This window comes from Pasteurella sp. XG20 (assembly GCF_018968665.1).
GTDB classification, from domain to species: Bacteria; Pseudomonadota; Gammaproteobacteria; order Enterobacterales; family Pasteurellaceae; genus Pasteurella; species Pasteurella multocida.
This window is the reverse complement of the sequence record NZ_CP076656.1, coordinates 940170-957466: the sequence shown is the minus strand read 5'-3', so window position 1 is coordinate 957466 and position 17297 is coordinate 940170. Positions and strand designations below refer to the sequence as shown.

Here is a 17297-nt window from a genome sequence, read left to right as displayed (position 1 = left end):
TCAGGTCGTTTAAAATCAATAAAAGTGCGGTCAATTTTCCTCACTTTTTTTCAAGGATACAAAATGAAAGTCGGTTTAGTATTAGAAGGTGGTGGCATGCGTGCCATGTTCACTGCTGGTGTGTTAGATGTGTTTCTAACTGAAAATGTGCAGGTTGATGGGATTGTTGCCGTATCCGCGGGCGTCTTATTTGGGGTAAATTATCCTGCAAAGCAATATGGACGGGCTCTGCGCTACAATAAAAAATATCTCAATGATAAACGCTACATGGGCTGGCATAGCTTGCTCACAACCGGCAATATTGTTAATAAAGATTTTGCTTTTTATGAATTACCTTTCACCTTAGATCCTTTTGATGCCGAAACATTTCGCCAATCGAAAATTGATTTTTATGCCACTTTGACCAATGTGCAAACAGGCGAAGCGGAATATGTCAAATTAGACGATGTGTTTAATGAAATGGAAGTACTGCGTGCTACATCAGCGATGCCTTTTGTTTCCAAAATGGTGGAGATCAATGGACAATACTATCTTGATGGTGGCATTGCCGATAGTATCCCACTCAAAAAATGTCAAGCATTAGGCTATGACAAAATTATTGTGGTGTTAACTCGCCCATTAGAATACCGTAAAAAACCCACGCCTTCTTGGATCTTTAACCTATTTTATCGTGACTATCCTCACTTAGTGGAAAAACTGAAAACACGTTACCAAAATTACAATGACACCGTAGAGGAAATTATTCGGCTTAATAACAACAAAGACATTTTTGTTATTCGTCCTTCTCATCACTTACCTATCAGCCGTATTGAAAAAGATGTTGAGAAAGTGCAAGCGATGTATGATCTGGGGATTACCGATGCTAAACGTGAAATGGCGGCACTTAAGGCATTTTTAAGCCGTTAAGATGGACAAAACATAAAAAAAGAAAAGCCCAATAAGCGAACTTATTGGGCTTTTACATCATGCGATTAATTAAACACGTTTGAAATCGAAGTATCCATTTTAAATTAATTAACTAATTTATCTTTAAAATCAATAAAATATAATGCCAATACCTATTTTATTTCCGATACTACAATGATTTTTCCGAAAAACTTAATGTGACGTTGTAGGGTTTTATTGAGATATTGAGCTTAAAATATGTTAAAGATAAAGGGCATTGCGCCCTTTTTTATCAGACTTCACTAAACTCTCTCGGCAATTGCCGTCTCTCAACTTCCGAAAGATACGCTTGCTTGCAATGATCCTTTTGCCAGAAAAATAACTTATTAATTGCAGCGTGGAAGAATTTCCATTTCTTTTTCGGACTTTTCGCAAGTACCGCTCCGCGATATGCCCTAGACGATAGCGTTTCGTCAGGACTTCCCCAAGTTAACGCATTGAATAACTGATCTAATGCAATCGCAACATTCAGCCAATATTTATTTTTCATAGTTAGCACTCCAGCCAGTTGAAAAATCATAATTAAGTGGATCTGCTGATTTCAGCATTTCCGCGCGATGCTTTTCAGCATTAATATGATCTGCGTTTTCAGTTACAACCATCGCTAGAAAAATCTCATCCAACAAAGTGCGATTCATTTTGATAAATGAATTGTCGTAGCACTTCCAGTCAATTTCACCAAGTGAATCAATCACTTTATCTAAGCCAAGATACTTTGTCTTTTCTTCTTCGCCAGTTTGAAACCACTTACCGACTCGAGCGATATACACCCCACCTAATCCGTTTTCATAGCGTTTTTTCTTGATTTTTTCCCACATTTCAGTTTGTTGAATTGCGAGAAGTTGTGCTTGTTTTTCTTCATCTAAAACCCATTGATCACAGTTCCAAACGTGCAATTCTGACGGCTGTCTATCGACTAAAATATATTCTCCCTGGCAAAGAATAAGCTGTTTACTCTCAAGATCCACGCTATCTTCAATTTCAAATTCAATGAAATCCTGTAAATTTTGCGGAGCTGGGAAGATCTGATACTGATTTAAGTCTGACTTTAAAAAATATACTTTCATGTTTCCCCCTTTAGAGCGCGGTTATTTGTTTCAAATACATACTAGAAGCCTCAATAATTTTTATCTTCCTATCTTCAATGATTTCTATTTGAACGCTTTTCCAGCCACCAAGATAAAAAACAAAATGAATGTATTTCCTACCATTTACTTCAAGAAGCTTCTCATCTACAAAAACAGACATCGTATTCGTATCAACGTTTTGCTGTAACGAATGTCCTTGCGACACTTGCAAATAGAAAATAAGCGTCTTATTTAGAATAGATTCTGACAGCTCAAGCACATTTGCTGAGTTTTGAGTGACATTCCCGGACCAGACGATATTACTTGCTTTTTCTGTGTTCAGTTTATTCTCAATTATTTTAATTCTAGAGTCTGTCTCAGACTTGGTTTGATTGAAAGATTGCTCAAGTTGCTGAGTTTTACTTCTAAGTTGTTGTAAGTCTTGCGATAAAGTACCCGCGTCTAATATTCCGGTATTAACGACCTCACCAAATGCTTTAACCCAAAACACAACGTCATCAAAAGCGTTTTTTGCTTTAATACAAAGTTTTAATACGATTGATTTAGGTCTATTTTCATCGGCTGTCGGCACAACAAGACTTGCATTAAATTCAACAAGTGTACCACCGCCAGAATTACCGGCAGCGTGACCGTTGCCGATCATTTTAAATGCACCGGTTATTTTATCTCTATCATAATCATCAATTGTGAATTGGCCCGTAATGTTTCTAATCGCGTCATCTTGCGTTTCACCAACACTCAGCCCGTTACCAGCGTTACGTATAAACCGATCTTCTGCTAACGGAACGTTTGAGATAGACCCGTATTTAGTAACTAAATGGGTATATAACTCTGGATAGTTACCTTGGGTAACTGTTGTTCTAATCAAATCGAACGCGATCCAGCCACTTGGAATTTGATCAATTGGAAAGTACGCTGTCATGCCTACATCAGATCGAGTTAGGTTTGGTAGAACGTTGCTGTTTCCGTTCACAGCATATAGATCAGGATATGTGTTCTGATTAAACGTCGTACCATTTGCTTTTAAAAATCCCGCTGGCGTAATGTTTTTGGGGAATGAAACAATTGATCCAACTGGTAAGCCGTCACTAGTAACAAGCTTCCATTCGCTCCACGCCCCGCTAAAATCGGTCCTATTTCTTATATAAATTCGTTTAGTTTTATGCGTTGTATATTCTTGCATCAACACATAAGCAGACGGCTTAACAACTAACGAGCCAGCTTCAGTTAACGGATAATTTTTATTGCGTTCAGCTCTTGCAGTCAGTCTTTGTGAATAAAAGCCAGGCGTTGTCACGTTGTTTAAGTCTTCAGTTGTAAGATCTTTCACAACAAAATCAGTAATGCCATATCCGGAAAGTGTTGTTGCTGGACTTTGCTTTTCATTTGCCAAGTCATACGCGTCTTTCACTGCTTTTGAGCTTGCGAATTGTGTTTCACTGTCACTATTTGTTGCAGACGACGGCACAGGCTTATTAAGTAACACATTGTAATCGACTGGTAACTTGTACTCAGTCGCCATCGGCACCCACTGCGTGCCACTATATTCTTCAAAAATTTTACTTGTTGGATTCCAACGCTTTGCTTTCATTGGAATATTAGTATGAAATCCACCATCTAGAAATGATAAAGCCGCACTAATGGCGGCTCTAATTTCATTTGGGAATTGCGTGTAATGACTATCTACTGTCGGCTTGTTAAAATCTGCCATATTTACTCCTTTTATACCCCTTTTACGACCCAACCCACTTTACCGCTTACGCGATTTCCATTCTTGTCGAATAAGAAAACGTAAAATCCTTTTGGTCGTGGCTCATCTTTAAAATCAGATGTGGCAAAAAGCGGTTGTGTTGATTGCGGTGTGAGAACTGGAACGGATGCATCAATAAACTCTGTTGAGAATGCCACCCACGTTCCATTTACATCACTTGCGTTAGCTTGCACCGTTCCACCATCAGTTTTCTGTTTCTGATCGAGCTTCAAATTCAATTGCTCAATAACAACAGGTTTCTGAGCGTTAGTTACTGTTATTCTGAACTTGATATATCTGAAATTCGTTTCATACACAGATGCTTGATTGTGTTCACGCCAGCTATCACTCTCATTCTGTTTCACTGCGATGTAGTAGTTAATATCATAATTTCCACTACTCACCACTTTTGGCGTTAGTGTGATTTTTGACGATGCTAATACTGTGCCGTAATCCATCTCTTCTTCGTAATAACCGCTTGTCGCGGTCGGTTGAAGATAAAGCGGAAATCCAGCATTAACTTGCGATTGCGGTGTCGTAAAATTATTAGATTGATAGTGTTGCGACCATGTCTCAGTCTTGATCGGAAGATACAATTTACCGTCGATCTTATCCGAACCGTTTTTTACTCCGTCATACTCTGTGTTGTAGTCGTATTTCAGAATGTAATCTGGTGGCTGTGCAACGTTTGAAAGCGTGAACTGCGGTTCACCTCGATTGCCGGCACTATCTACACCGACAATCCAGTATTTGTACAATCCACCAACAGTTTCGAACTGAGGAAACGCTAATCCGTCAATGTTAGTGATGAACTCCGCATTGTCGAACGTGTCGCCTTTTTTCAACTCGTAATAGATGATTGGCAGTGTCGCTTTCGCACTTTGCCAGCGCAACATGACATAGTTATCAATGACTTGTTGAGAAATGCTAACTTGTGTCGGTTGATGAATGATCAACTGTGCTTGTGCTGATGCACTACGATTTCCACCGAGATCGATTGCTGTCACCATGAACGTCTTGTTGCCGCTAAAATCCGCTTTGAACTTAAATGACGTACTTTTTACCAATGCTAGCACTTCATCATCTTTTTTCACTTCGTAAAGTTCTGTCGAAAATGAATTGTTTTGCGTTTCATTCCACGTCATCAATACTTCATCACCGACAATTTCGGCGTTTAGATTGATAACTTCACCGCTTGAAATAGTGAATTGAATTTCTGTTGGCGTTTCAGATCTCACTTCTGATGAATCGACCGCACTTAGCCAATACTTGTGACTGCCAGCTTGAATAAAGCCAAGATTGAACTCGTTCGCTTTAATCTTTGCAACAAGCCGTGAATTTTCGTAAGTATCGCCCTTTCTGATTTCGTAATACTCAAGATCGATATCAGGAGAAATATCCCATGTTAGAAATGCACCTTCTTGCGCGATTGCCTTATGTCGTAAATTCGTCACATTATGCGGTGGTCGTAACTTACCGATAGGCTCATAGGTCTCTATGTCGTTATCATTTGACCACAGTCCCAATACGTTACTTGTGCGGATTCTGATTTGATACTGCACACCGTCTTTTACATTCGGAATATCAACAGACGTTAGCGTAGTCGGTTCTAACTGTTGCCAGTTTTCGTTACCCGCACGATATTCAATTTGATAACGTGAAGTCAGCGAGGTTGCCGGTTGATAACTCACGACGATTTTTGTTTGAATACTGCCACCACGGCCACGGTAAATTTCATCCGTGATGACAACGTTTTTCACGCCAGTTTCTAGCGTATTATTCGTTGTGTCGTACTCAGCAAGATTTTCGCCATTTTCGATGTACGCAAATTTTGACGGATTGTAATTCACCGCACTAATGGTATAGGTGCCGTTTTCACCTTCCACCACCGCGACAACGCGATACAATTCAGGCTCAATGTCACTATTTGCGATGATCCACGTACTATCTTCTGTCACAGAAGTGAATGTAGGATTGACGTTAATTTCCGTTAAACTTCCGCGTTGTGTAATGTTACGTTGTTCGAGTTTTCCCTCTCCATTCACAATACTGATTGTTGAGGCTTTGGTAATTTCAACCGCGGCATCAAGAATGATTTGATTAACTGTTGAACCAGTTTTAACGCGTCCGCCACGTCGCTCACCGGAGCGGTGAACATCTGAAACTTGAATGACTTCACCCGGAATTGGAATTGCACCATCTTGACCGCACGAGAACGTTACTACTTCGCTTTCGTGTTGCTCTGTGTAGAGTAGCCATTTGCCAAGTCGTCTCGCTTGTCCTCTCGACGTACAGCCAAACGCTACAACTTCCGTTTGTGAGATGTACCCCATCTTCACGATAGATTCGGCATCTTCGATATATTCAACAGATTGTTTAAAGTATTTTTTTGGATCGTTCCACGTCACTAACGCAACGTTATGTCGTGTCTTAACATTTGAGCCTGAACGGCTGAATTGACCATCAATAACGTTTGTATTATTGAACTGATACATCGGCTCTTTCGGTGAGTCTTGGACAAGCATTTGCGTACCGCTTGCCCAGTAGCTCATCGCACGAAAGACGGATGTTAAGTCACGCAATAGCTTGCCGGCTTCTTGTCGTGTCTGAATATAAGCGTTACAAGTAAATCTTGGCTCATATCCCCCGAAACCGTCAGGCACCAATTGATCGCAATACTTCGCAATCTGATACATCGACCATTTATCGAGCATGTCTTCTTTAATATGCTCACCGGCTCCGTATTCTTCGTTAATGAGTAAATTAAAATAAATCCAAACGGGATTGTTTGAGTATTTAACAACAAAGGTGCCGTCCCAGTCGCCAGTGTATAGGCGCGTGATTGGATCGTAATTTGACGGCACTTTTAACTTAATTCCACGACAGTGATAGCCTCGTGCAGGTATTGAGCTAAATTGTTCGGCATCAATTTGTACGCCAACATACGCAACACCTGGATATGTTAATTTTTCCTCAAATACTGTTGTTAATTTTGAAAAAATCGTTTTGTTTTGCAGCGTTTGACTCTCAGAGTCTTCCGTTAAACGCGTTACACGCACACTCCATGGCGACTCGCCAGCCAGTCTAAAACTGTGCTCTCTGTTGTATGATGATGTTGTTTTGCCATCAATGACAATTTTACCTGCATCAATCCATTGACTACCATTTGCCTGATACTCAACTTGTAATTCAACTTTTGTGCCGTTAATATCACCGTTACTTTTATTTTGATAACTCAATCCTGGCACAGTAATAGTCACGCGTGCAATGTCGGCATCTTGCGCGATGATCGAACGCGTGATCGGATTGTTCTTTTTAATTTCTGTATTAACGTCTGTTGTGACTTCGTTCGTTTCGCAGATTTCAGACGGCGCTTGCCTTACGCTACCCGGTCGCCACTCGATAGCAACATTGTTGAAATTGAATTTTCCATTTTCGTCTTGCAACTGCACATCACCGAAATAGACAGACTGCAATCCGTTTACTGGACCTTCAATTTCTCCGCACGAAATCACGTCAATAAACTTCGCGTAAGAGCGAGAACGGAGTGAATCCGGTGCTTCTACTGGCGTTCTTCCGCCACCACCACCTTTGCCACCTTTTTGACCGACTATTTGCATTTATTACCTCGCAAGTTTAAGACTATTGCCTTTTCTTAAGTTGCCACTATTACTCTGTGAACCCGCTCTAACTGGTATTTCTTTATCTGTCAGTCCAGCCGATACCACCGCAGAACCGACAATCAACTCACCATAAAGCAGTGGGATTGGCTGACCTTGTTGTGTCGTGTTAACTGCGCCATTGAACAAATAAGACGGCTGATTCTCTGGGCGTTCTTGTGGACCATCCATTTTTGGAATTGGCGTAAGTAACTGCGAAATTCCGCCAAGTGCGAGAGATGCACCAATCATAAACGGCACAGTCGCAACATTCGCAAGCATACCTGTTCCGCCAAATGTCGATAGACCAAGAAAAGCAGGGTTCCAGATTGACAAACCAATCAGTGCGGCACCTGCGATCAGACCGAATAATCCACCTCGTTTCGATCCACGAATAACAGGGATAAGATGAAACTCTGTCTTTGCACCGTACTGCATTTGAAATTCTTCTGGAGTTCCGTCTATATCTTCTCTCTGCACTAGAAAGCGGTACACAATGCCGTGTTTTTCTGAATTTAAGAGAAACTCTTTAAAGCCTTCTTTTAATACACACAATGCGCGAATTGCTTCTGCGGGTGTTTTCACAGCTAACTTATGGACCTTGCCAAAGCGTTTACCTAGCTCACCCTTGAGCCGTATTTTTCTTATGTCGCACGATGTGCGTTGTTCTGTCGCGATAGAATTGTCCATAAACATCCTTACTTGATAGTCGCCCGTAGAGGTGGTGTCCGATTAAACCATCACCGAGATAAACGCCAGCATGATTCGGCACGGTTGCATTGATTTGCATCACAATCACGTCACCGACTTGTAAATCATCGACTTGATAAAATCCCGCGTGTTCGAAGTTATCGACGTAGAGATTTTCGCCCTCGTTCCACCAGCCGTCCACTCTGTTGTAGTTCGGTAGTTCAATGCCCAATTCTTGTTGATACCAGTCGCGCACAAAACCGTAGCAATCCATCATGCCGTGAATGAATTTCCGTCCGTACAAATCAGGAATTGCTGTAACTGCCGGCATAAAGTGCATTGAAACTTCGTCACCCTCTAAACCGATAATGCACCATTCCAAACCGCTGACCTTGTGCGCGTCTTGGTCTGCAATACTCGGCAAACAGCTTTCGTCGGGGTGCGAGTGAACCACCGTTCGAATTTCACCGATTTTCTCCGCTCGCGCGTAATCTTCAACGCTAATTAAAAACCCTTCTTCGGTGTCTTGCGCAAGATTAGTACAAGCGACGTACTGCAATTTCCCTTTTTTAAGCACAAAAAAACCGCAACTCTCGTGCGGGTAACTTTGTTTTGCGTGCGCTATTGCATCGTCAATATGTTTCATATTAAATCCTCATGTACGCGGCACTTGGAAATCCGCCAAACGGTAGTTCTGCGTTTTCGCCAAAATGTACCTTGCAGTCTACTAACGTTTTTGAGCAAGTCGGCTTATCGCCTGTATATCCACAAAACTGACCTTTGTATTTGTGCGTACAGTAATGCGCCACAATCTGACGACGAGGGAGTTTTACGCCCTCTAAGTCTGTCGCTGGTAATAACTCAAAGCTGACTGTGAGATGATTTTCTGCGGTCTTTTGCGAAATATAAAAAATATCGTCTGGCAAATGCGCGTGCGGATCGGCGGTCAAATTGCCGTTTTCAAAATTCACTGCATCAAGATAGATAATCTTTGTCCGCTTACGCGTGAGTTTTGCGCCCTCAATGCCTTTTAGCTTTGCCAAAACAAGCGTAATTGCACCGCCAAGGTTCGAGAATGTGATACTTGGTCTGACTGGATTTAATCCATCCACAGCAAACCCATCAACTTTTACTGGGTAAGGCGTATATTCTTGCCCTTGCCATACAATCGCCTGTCCGAGAGGGCTTAATCCATCATGGAAACGATATATGACATCGCCAAATTTAGTGAGATCTAACTCAAACAATTCAATCCAACCGTGTGCGGCGTATTGTTGAAGTTGTCCGTAAATGCTCATATGCTTGCCTTATGTTATTTATAATGTCTCAATAAAATTCACTGTAAACTCAAATACTGCTCCATTCTCTCTATATGACCAAGATGGGCAAAACACCTTAACATCTCTGTTTTCAGTTTTGCTTCGCCATAAAAAACTTTTGTGGCCACCATGTGATTTTAGGAATGTATCAATTTGATTTTTAACATCAACATCACAAATTATCCTTAGATTTGAGTATTTACATAAGTCAGAATTAATACCTTTTGATGTTCTCTGACTATAATTGTCACCAAACTGTACTTGATTAACTGAAGGCTCATGTTGAACGTCATAATTCAACTCAACATTAAAATCAAATCTTTCCATTTTTACCTCGCTAAACTTCCACCAGATCTCATTTGTAATGTAAGCTCTTCTCTAACTGTTGCTTTTATCTGTTTTGTTAATCCCTTAGCAAACTCGGTTAGACTTCCTGTATCATCTTTGTCAGAGCTAAAATGATTTGTTTGATTAATGATGACAGTTACACCTCGCTCTTGCGACCCGCTATTACTTGATTGCTTATTACTAAAAACACGACCAGCATTACCAGGTATCATGTATTGAGAACCATTACTAGCTTTAAAAATCTCAGGTTGATTGTTCTCACCAACCCTATACATTTGATTTGCAGATACAGGACCACCTTGCTTACGACCAGTAACAGCGAGCGTTTTAGCTAATGCAGATGTTGTTGTTATGCCAGCCTGTGCAGGTGCGGCATTAGCCCCTTGTGTTGCAAGAGAAACCATAGATGCTGCCGGAGCATAAGCTGAAGCAATAACCGCAGCTTGAGCTACCTGTGCAGCAGTCGCAGCCTTAGCAGCCATTTGACCCATAATCATTGATTTAACGTGCGCCATTCCCATTTCAACAAGAGTCTGCACCACACTATTCAAAACAGTATTGGCAATAGAAGATAATGCATCACGTAGAGACATCGTGCCGTTTAATATTCCAGTTAGCGTTGTTGTCGCGCTTTGCCCTAAAGCTTCAATAGCCGAGCCAAACATATTCGCGGCATCACTTGATTGCTTCCATTCATCCCATTGCGCTTCAATTCTTTTATGTCTGTATTGTTCTTCGATTGTTGCACGAACAGCTTCCGCTTCTGCGATAGACTGAGGGTATAATGTTTTATACTGTTCTATCATTTGTAACTGTTTCTGGTGTTGTTGTTCTAATGCAAAAACTGGCGACACCTGAGCTTGTAAGGAATTAAAATTACTCATTGCTGTTGTAGCGGCATAGATGCCTAATGCTAGCTTCTCTGCTGCTCTCTTTTGCTCTTCTGTTGCACTCGCTCCAAGTCGCATTACGGCTTCCATTTTTACAGCCTCAAGGTTCATGCCTTGTTGTTTTAAAGCAACAATCTCATATTGATTACCAAGCTGCGTTAGTTGGTTTTCAATTTGCTTCTGTGCTTGTTCACTTTGTTTTGCTGCCCTTTTTGCGGCTGCTTCTGCTTCTTTCCTTTTTTTAATTCTTTCTTCTTCTGATTCAACCACATCATAGTTTGCATTGATCTGCTTGATTGCACTATCAATTGATTCTTTTGATGCTTTAGTGTTTTGTGCATCATAAATGGCTTTTTCTCTTGCTGTTTTACCTACTGTGTCAGCATATCGTTTTGAAGCATCGACAAGGCTTTTTAATTTAGCCTCATTGCTTTTAAAAACTGGATCAGATTGAGATACAGCACTATCTAAATCACTAAGCGCACCAATTAAAATCCTTATTGCACCTTCAGCATCAAGAGCTGCAAACGCATTACTATTAACAGTTTGAGTTAATTTAGTTAGAGAATCATTAGACCAATTACTTTTCTCGCTTAATAATGATAATGAGTTTGCAATGAGTTGAATATTTTGCGGTGATGGATCTTTTGATAATTCATTAAGCTGTCTTAACAGCCCCACGGCTTCTATTTTTGTTATACCTAGTGAGTTTGATAAAATATCAGTTACAGCCGATAGATTATTTATATCCATTACACTCTGAGAAAATGTTCCTGAAAATGTAGTCAACGTTTTCTGAACATCTATACCTTGTTTATCTAGTGCTTCTAGTTGTTTGATAGCACTATTTAAATTTTCATGATTAAGCAGGCTAAAAAAGCTATCAAATTGCTTAAAAGCATCTTGAGTTGCATCAGCCGCTGATTTTATCGCAACCTTAGCATCTATCATACTTGACGCTATCTTTGCTCTCGCTAAGTTCTCATTCTCTTTCGCTAACTTAGCTAATTTTTCAGAAAGTACATAAACACCATCACTATTCTCAGTTAATACTTCGCCTAGTGCTTTTTGTGCTTTCTCTAAATCTTCTGTTGCGTTCGTGGAGTCGAATAAATTTGGGAGTAACGCTGTTCCCATTGCTGAAGCAATAGCAAGGATCATACCTGCAATAGCTCCCATAGGACCAAATATAGAGAGGATTTGAGATCCCTGTTGCCCCATTATTACGAGAGCATTAGTTCCTGCTTGAGCTTGAATAGCAATATCTTGGAATTGATAACCTAATTGTTGTATAGCCGCCCTACCACGCTTCATTGATGATGTTGCAGCATTTACAGAGCTGGCAACTTTATTCATGCCGCCACCTAATTGGTTTGATGCTTTATCTGCTTTTTGCATTGCTTGTGTAACATCATTTGTTGCTTTTTCTAATTTACCTAAAGCAATATCAGAACTTGTTGCTGCATCAAGTAATTTTGCTGTCTCGATATCAATATCGATATAAATTCCAGATATTTTTTCGCTCATATTTTCTCCAATAAAAAAGCCCATTGACATTCAATGGGCTTATCCTTATTTTGTTACATTAAATTTTTGTAATCCTTATCGCTCCTAATCTCTTTCCTTCTTGACTACCTCTTGCGTTATAGAAAGCTCGGTATATAAGGAGCAAATCAGATGTGTTAGATATTACTGACACACTATCTATTTTTGCCCTTCTTAGTGTAGATAATACGGTTTTTATTGCTAACTCAAAATCATCAACAAGAACACTCTCTTTGTACTCATTCCCACTTTGTCTTATAAAATCAATCTTGTATGATCCTATTCTATCTAAACAGCACAACTCTTGAATCTGCTCTGAATATATTACTGAATGGTTATTTGGATCTCTCAATCTTGATTCTTGAAAAAGCAATAAACCTATTACAATTACTGAAAAAAGAACAATTAGTAAGACATTCATTATTTTTGCATCCATAAATCACCCTATAAAACTAAAAGCATATAAGTTATTTGAGTTAAATATTTAAAAACTAATGCAAGTATCACTTACAATATTTATTTTGCATAGCATTAAACATGGAATCATCACTATATTGAATGGACGCTTTAGTTGATTTATGGTCATAATAAAAAGATTTTTTACCTTTATAATTAAAATAAAAATCTTTTTGAGCTCTTTGGTAAATATAATCACTCTCAATAGGATTGTTGATTATATCTTTTCCAAAAACTTTTCCACAAACAGCCATGCTATAAACTTTTGCATCACCAAACTTTATATCAGATGAAAACTCACCACACATAGATAGATTGTCTTTTGAGATCTTTTCTTTTATTAATAAAGATGCTTGTGCAGCACTAATACACATTCCCTCTTTTATACTAGCTCTTTTAAGTAATTCAGTTTTTACAGCTTTTTGCGCTGATTCTATAATAATTTGATCTTTAGCTAATACGTAAACAGGAGTAAAGAAACAACATAGAGAGCAGATAAGTAATTTTTTCATAAAAATCCTCCATAGAATTTCTATAATATCTCAATTGTTTTTCAAAGTCTGCTCTCTATTTTTATAGTAATCTTCCATAATCTGATCGTATTCTTCTTCTGTGAATAATGTTGATTTTTTCTGTTGTTCTGGGTATTTGGATTTTATTAACATCTGGAACTCAGTCATTGTTAGATTTTCAGCATCGGCACGACTTAAACCAAAATGACAACGTGCGGCACTGATATACTCCTCAACGTCAAACTCTGATGTATATTCACTTCTTTTATTTTCTTTTGTTTTCAGATCAATATTACCGATTATTCCATGAAGTGCTAAATGTTTAGCAAGGGCAATAACATCTTTAGTGTTAACTGCTCCTATTCTATAAACTATACCCTTGTTGCTAGGCTTGTAATATCCAAAAATACCTGACAAATCACTATCATTACAAGCATTCAGTATAGTAAGCGCACAAGATAAGACCTTACGCCCAAGAACTGGACTAAAAGCAATATTCAAAGCATAAGCCTGTACATCTTTATTGGCTTTTAAGCTCTCATTTAATAAAAACGTAACCTCTTTACCAAATAAGACAGAATATACATTTACAATATCCGTCGGTGTACCTATTTTAGCGATATTTTTAAATGATGGTTTGAAAATATATTCTTTATTGTTGAACGATAAAGAAAACTCGCCTGTACTTTTATTTGCTTCCATAAAGAATCCTTAAAATTAATTATCAAAGGCACTCGTGAGAATGCCTTTTGTAATTAAGATGTTGTAATCGTAACACTAGAAGCGTCTGCAACCTTAAATTCTGCTGAAAATGTAACTAAATCGTTCGTAGGTGCTTCACTGCTTAAAGCAGTAATAACCATATTCCCGACAAGTTTCACTGAACCAAATTGTAGTCTTACCCACACAGTAGGTTGAGTACGCGCCTTCACAGCATTTACATAAAGCTTAATGAGTGCATTGATACCGATCTCATCTTCTTTATCTTTTTTACGAAACTCGCCCTCAACACTAATGCTTAAGTCTGAGTTTGTTACTAGTGACTCAGGAAAACCGCCTGCATCATCAGCTTCAGATGTTACAGTATTTGGGCTTAAATCGAACGATTTAGAACGAATTGCGCCACCTGGTTTCCAATCACTTTCTTGAGGTGCAGGACCAGACCCTGTTACTGTCGTTGCATATTCTAAAACTGCCGAACGCCCGACAAATTTCGCGAAATCTTTTGGATTACTCATTTCTTTCCCCTTTAGTTATCATGTACTATGCGAAACTGTAGTTGCATAGTCATTCTGTTATCAGATGTGAATATAGGGTTTGGTACTCCACCCATATTCTCTATATAACCAAACTCTGTTATAGCGTTTTGTTTAATGAAATTAATCAACTCATTAGCTTTTGTTGCTGTACTGTATCCAGACTGAACTGAGCCAATGATTGAGATAATGATATAGCTTTCGCTTGATAGCCCATCTCTTATTGGTGTTCCGCCATTATTCTGGAAAACAATGTACTCAGACTTTTTATCACCATTATCTTTCCATTGATGAAGTTGAACTTGAAATAAACTAAACAAATTGCTAGAAATAACATGGCTTTTAAATACATTTAATAAGTTCATGCCAACTCCTCTTCTATAATTCGTCTTATCTCAACCTTAATATCATCATCTTCAATAGCTTGTTTTAAGAATTCCTTTCTAGCTGTCGCCCTTCTGAACTTTTGTTTAACTTTTGGATCGTGAACAAAAACAGCATATTCAGCGGAATACCCAACTCGCCCTGAGATAACGGAATCTTTAACTGAAATTTCTTTAAATTGGCTATTAATTAATGTTGATGTGTCAATTGGTGTGTAAAGTGCTGAACGAATACCTATAATCGTCACAATCCTTGCTGCTGCCCTTGTCATTTTCTTAGATTTGACCTCACTAAAATAAACAGATAGTTTCTTTTTAGCCTGAGAAAAACCTCTAGATTTAACAGCCATATATCTACCCCGTTATGAGCACAAAATCATCACGTTTACGATCGAATGTGTCGGCATAGCGAATGATGCTAATGATTTCATTTGCGTTGGCGGTGAAAGGATCTATTTCATTAGACTGTCCAATTAAAATATAGTCGCCTTTTTTAGCCTTATCATACTCAGTCCAGATTGTATTTTTAGCTACAGCTTCCCTACCTACACTACTAGTAGCTAACTTGCTGTCATGACCATAGTCGCAATAAATAAAAACAGGCTCGGAAAATTCTGCCTTTCCTGTCTCATAATTATCACCAATTTTGTGCCATATCGTAGCTTGCGCTGTATATGCCCAATTAGCAGAATTTGACATGATTACCCTACAACCTCGAAAAACCCGACAGAATTTGATGCAATTGGTAAATCGTTCATTACTCCACTTTTGTCCAAGTTAGCTAAAAGGCTTTTAAGTCTTTTAAAGCTATCATGATCATAAGTAAAAGAACGCCCTGCACCACTTGGGGCACTTTGAGAAGATAGCTTGCGCCCACCTTGATTAATAACTAGTAAACCAATTGAGTATAATTTAATAAGAGACTGGGCAATGTCATCATACCCAGCTTTATTTAATTCACTATCTTTCTCATCAACCTTTTCTATCAATAAAGAAAGAACTACATCAGGAACGCTATAACCTAGTTCACCAATAAATTCGTGAATATCTTTAGTTTTTAGATCCGCCATGTTGTTTACCCTCTTTTTTCGAGGTGTCCTTCCCTTTATCGCTAGTTTCGCTAGTTTCGCTAGTTTCGCTAGTTTCGCTAGTTTCGCTAGTTTCGCTAGTTTCGCTAGTTTCGCTAGTTTCGCTAGTTTCGCTAGTTTCGCTAGTTTCGCTAGTTTCGCTAGTTTCGCTAGTTTCGCTAGTTTCGCTAGTTTCGCTAGTTTCGCTAGTTTCGCCAAGAGTATTGCTATTTTCATTTGGCGTTGCAACTTCGAAAGCATCTTCAATTTCAACGACCTTACCAACGAGCCATAAAGGCAGAGTGTCACCCTCAAACACATCACCTTTTTTAAGCTCGTGGCTATCGTATTTTAATAGCCACTTTGCCATTTAATACTCCTTACGATTTAGTGTATTGGATATATCCAGCATTACCATCATGATCAAACTTCAATTCAATAGACAACGCTGCCATAATTTTAAAGTTGTAATCGTCTGTTTCGTTATGACGGGCGATTGGACGAGCCACAATTGGCATACCATTTAAGATTTGATAAACATCAGAACGTTTAACGATTCCTAACACTTCATCATCGAGTACTCGCATAGATGGGACAATCTTACTAACACCAGGAATTGTCAGAATTTTTGTTAAAATACTACCTTCTGATTTCTGTTCAGAATAATCAGTTGTTGACCAACGGAACCAATCAGAATAGTTAACATAGAATGTGACAGGTGACATAAATTTTTTAGCGTGGAACTTGCTAATGATGTCGCGGAACAGCTCATAAACTTGTTTAGCTGTTGCTGTGCGCAATGTTAAGTTGTGCGTACCAGTCATTCTGCGAGGTGCTGTACGTAAACCATAAAGTTTAGAATCGCCGACAGAAATTGAAGTATCACCATTTAACATTAGATCTTCGATTTTCTCAGCAACTTTACGTAAACTGTTCGCGCGTGGTGCAGAATCAATAGAATAACCCTCAGTCTGCGAAGCTAACATATCTCTCCAGCCATAACCAAATGTTGAATCAATAATTGGCAATGGTGTTCCATGATATTCGAACACTGGCGCATCAGTTTTAGCAGAAGAACGACCATCTAAAGAGATGTTAACTGTTCCGCTATCGCCAACAGTCATGAAGTGGTGTACAAGCTTACCTAGTGGCATGCTTTTATTGATGGGCGACAAATCATTAAAAATAACAAGCTCGTCACGTTGCAATTGCACAGCCTCACGGTCCCATTCAGCCCAAACGTCGCGCGGAAGTGTTGAGGCATTACCCTCAATTAATCCACCTTGTGCGAAATTTGCCGCCATAGCTGCATGTTTCTTGTCGTAATTAATACGCTCATTGATGATAAACTGCTCTTGTTCTTTTGTGAATTTCAACATTATTTAATTC

General features: G+C 39.1%; 20 protein-coding genes. 1 reads left to right on the top strand and 19 read right to left on the bottom strand.

What is annotated here, in order from left to right; genetic code table 11:
* Positions 1 to 63 precede the first annotated feature (63 nt).
* Entirely contained in the window at positions 64 to 906 is an 843-nt protein-coding gene (locus KPF51_RS04390) for a patatin family protein (protein WP_005726500.1), read from the top strand.
* A gap of 271 nt (positions 907 to 1177) precedes the next feature.
* On the opposite strand, the gene KPF51_RS04385 is transcribed toward KPF51_RS04390, so the two are convergent.
* From KPF51_RS04385 to KPF51_RS04295, 19 genes are all read right to left on the bottom strand, one after another.
* Positions 1178 to 1435 carry a hypothetical protein gene (locus tag KPF51_RS04385; RefSeq protein ID WP_005725695.1) on the bottom strand — a complete coding sequence of 86 codons (258 nt, stop codon included), beginning with the start codon at positions 1433 to 1435 and terminating at the stop codon, positions 1178 to 1180.
* Entirely contained in the window at positions 1425 to 2012 is a 588-nt protein-coding gene (locus KPF51_RS04380) for a DUF4376 domain-containing protein (RefSeq protein WP_081106267.1), read from the bottom strand. The genes KPF51_RS04385 and KPF51_RS04380 overlap by 11 nt, the downstream gene beginning before the upstream one ends.
* 10 nt (positions 2013 to 2022) lie before the next feature.
* Positions 2023 to 3744 carry a tail fiber protein gene (locus KPF51_RS04375; RefSeq protein WP_064702775.1) on the bottom strand — a complete coding sequence of 574 codons (1722 nt, stop codon included), beginning with the start codon at positions 3742 to 3744 and terminating at the stop codon, positions 2023 to 2025.
* An 11-nt stretch (positions 3745 to 3755) separates the two neighbouring features.
* Complete coding sequence (locus KPF51_RS04370) at positions 3756 to 7403, bottom strand: host specificity protein J (protein WP_064702776.1); 3648 nt, start codon at positions 7401 to 7403, stop codon at positions 3756 to 3758.
* A gap of 3 nt (positions 7404 to 7406) precedes the next feature.
* Entirely contained in the window at positions 7407 to 8132 is a 726-nt protein-coding gene (locus tag KPF51_RS04365; protein ID WP_130555674.1) for a tail assembly protein, read from the bottom strand.
* Complete coding sequence (locus KPF51_RS04360) at positions 8065 to 8778, bottom strand: C40 family peptidase (protein ID WP_064702777.1); 714 nt, start codon at positions 8776 to 8778, stop codon at positions 8065 to 8067. Before KPF51_RS04360 ends, KPF51_RS04365 begins: the two co-directional genes overlap by 68 nt.
* A gap of 1 nt (position 8779) precedes the next feature.
* Positions 8780 to 9430: a phage minor tail protein L gene (locus tag KPF51_RS04355; RefSeq protein ID WP_064702778.1), complete on the bottom strand. Its 651-nt coding sequence runs from the start codon at positions 9428 to 9430 to the stop codon at positions 8780 to 8782.
* 18 nt (positions 9431 to 9448) lie between these two features.
* A complete protein-coding gene (locus KPF51_RS04350; protein WP_064702779.1) occupies positions 9449 to 9778 on the bottom strand; it encodes a phage tail protein in 330 nt (109 codons plus the stop codon).
* 2 nt (positions 9779 to 9780) lie between these two features.
* Positions 9781 to 12240 carry a phage tail length tape measure family protein gene (locus KPF51_RS04345; protein ID WP_253948821.1) on the bottom strand — a complete coding sequence of 820 codons (2460 nt, stop codon included), beginning with the start codon at positions 12238 to 12240 and terminating at the stop codon, positions 9781 to 9783.
* A 34-nt stretch (positions 12241 to 12274) separates the two neighbouring features.
* Positions 12275 to 12670, bottom strand: coding sequence for a hypothetical protein (locus KPF51_RS04340; protein WP_064702780.1), 396 nt, complete (start codon positions 12668 to 12670; stop codon positions 12275 to 12277).
* 67 nt (positions 12671 to 12737) lie between these two features.
* The gene (locus tag KPF51_RS04335) at positions 12738 to 13202 is read right to left on the bottom strand and encodes a hypothetical protein (protein WP_064702781.1); all 465 of its coding nucleotides are present in this window, start codon (positions 13200 to 13202) and stop codon (positions 12738 to 12740) included.
* Between the two features lie 30 nt (positions 13203 to 13232).
* Positions 13233 to 13904 carry a DUF6246 family protein gene (locus KPF51_RS04330; RefSeq protein ID WP_064702782.1) on the bottom strand — a complete coding sequence of 224 codons (672 nt, stop codon included), beginning with the start codon at positions 13902 to 13904 and terminating at the stop codon, positions 13233 to 13235.
* Positions 13905 to 13957: 53 nt separating this feature from the next.
* Positions 13958 to 14440, bottom strand: a complete 483-nt coding sequence (locus KPF51_RS04325; RefSeq protein WP_014390749.1) for a phage tail tube protein — start codon at positions 14438 to 14440, stop codon at positions 13958 to 13960.
* A gap of 11 nt (positions 14441 to 14451) precedes the next feature.
* Positions 14452 to 14823: a hypothetical protein gene (locus KPF51_RS04320; protein ID WP_064702783.1), complete on the bottom strand. Its 372-nt coding sequence runs from the start codon at positions 14821 to 14823 to the stop codon at positions 14452 to 14454.
* Positions 14820 to 15191, bottom strand: a complete 372-nt coding sequence (locus tag KPF51_RS04315; RefSeq protein WP_064702784.1) for a hypothetical protein — start codon at positions 15189 to 15191, stop codon at positions 14820 to 14822. The genes KPF51_RS04320 and KPF51_RS04315 overlap by 4 nt, the downstream gene beginning before the upstream one ends.
* A 4-nt stretch (positions 15192 to 15195) precedes the next feature.
* Positions 15196 to 15540 carry a hypothetical protein gene (locus KPF51_RS04310; RefSeq protein ID WP_064702785.1) on the bottom strand — a complete coding sequence of 115 codons (345 nt, stop codon included), beginning with the start codon at positions 15538 to 15540 and terminating at the stop codon, positions 15196 to 15198.
* Between the two features lie 2 nt (positions 15541 to 15542).
* Positions 15543 to 15911, bottom strand: a complete 369-nt coding sequence (locus KPF51_RS10820; RefSeq protein WP_064702786.1) for a hypothetical protein — start codon at positions 15909 to 15911, stop codon at positions 15543 to 15545.
* Entirely contained in the window at positions 15892 to 16278 is a 387-nt protein-coding gene (locus KPF51_RS04300; RefSeq protein WP_216711814.1) for a hypothetical protein, read from the bottom strand. The genes KPF51_RS10820 and KPF51_RS04300 overlap by 20 nt, the downstream gene beginning before the upstream one ends.
* Before the next feature lie 10 nt (positions 16279 to 16288).
* Entirely contained in the window at positions 16289 to 17287 is a 999-nt protein-coding gene (locus tag KPF51_RS04295) for a major capsid protein (protein ID WP_064702788.1), read from the bottom strand.
* Between the last annotated feature and the right edge of the window lie 10 nt (positions 17288 to 17297).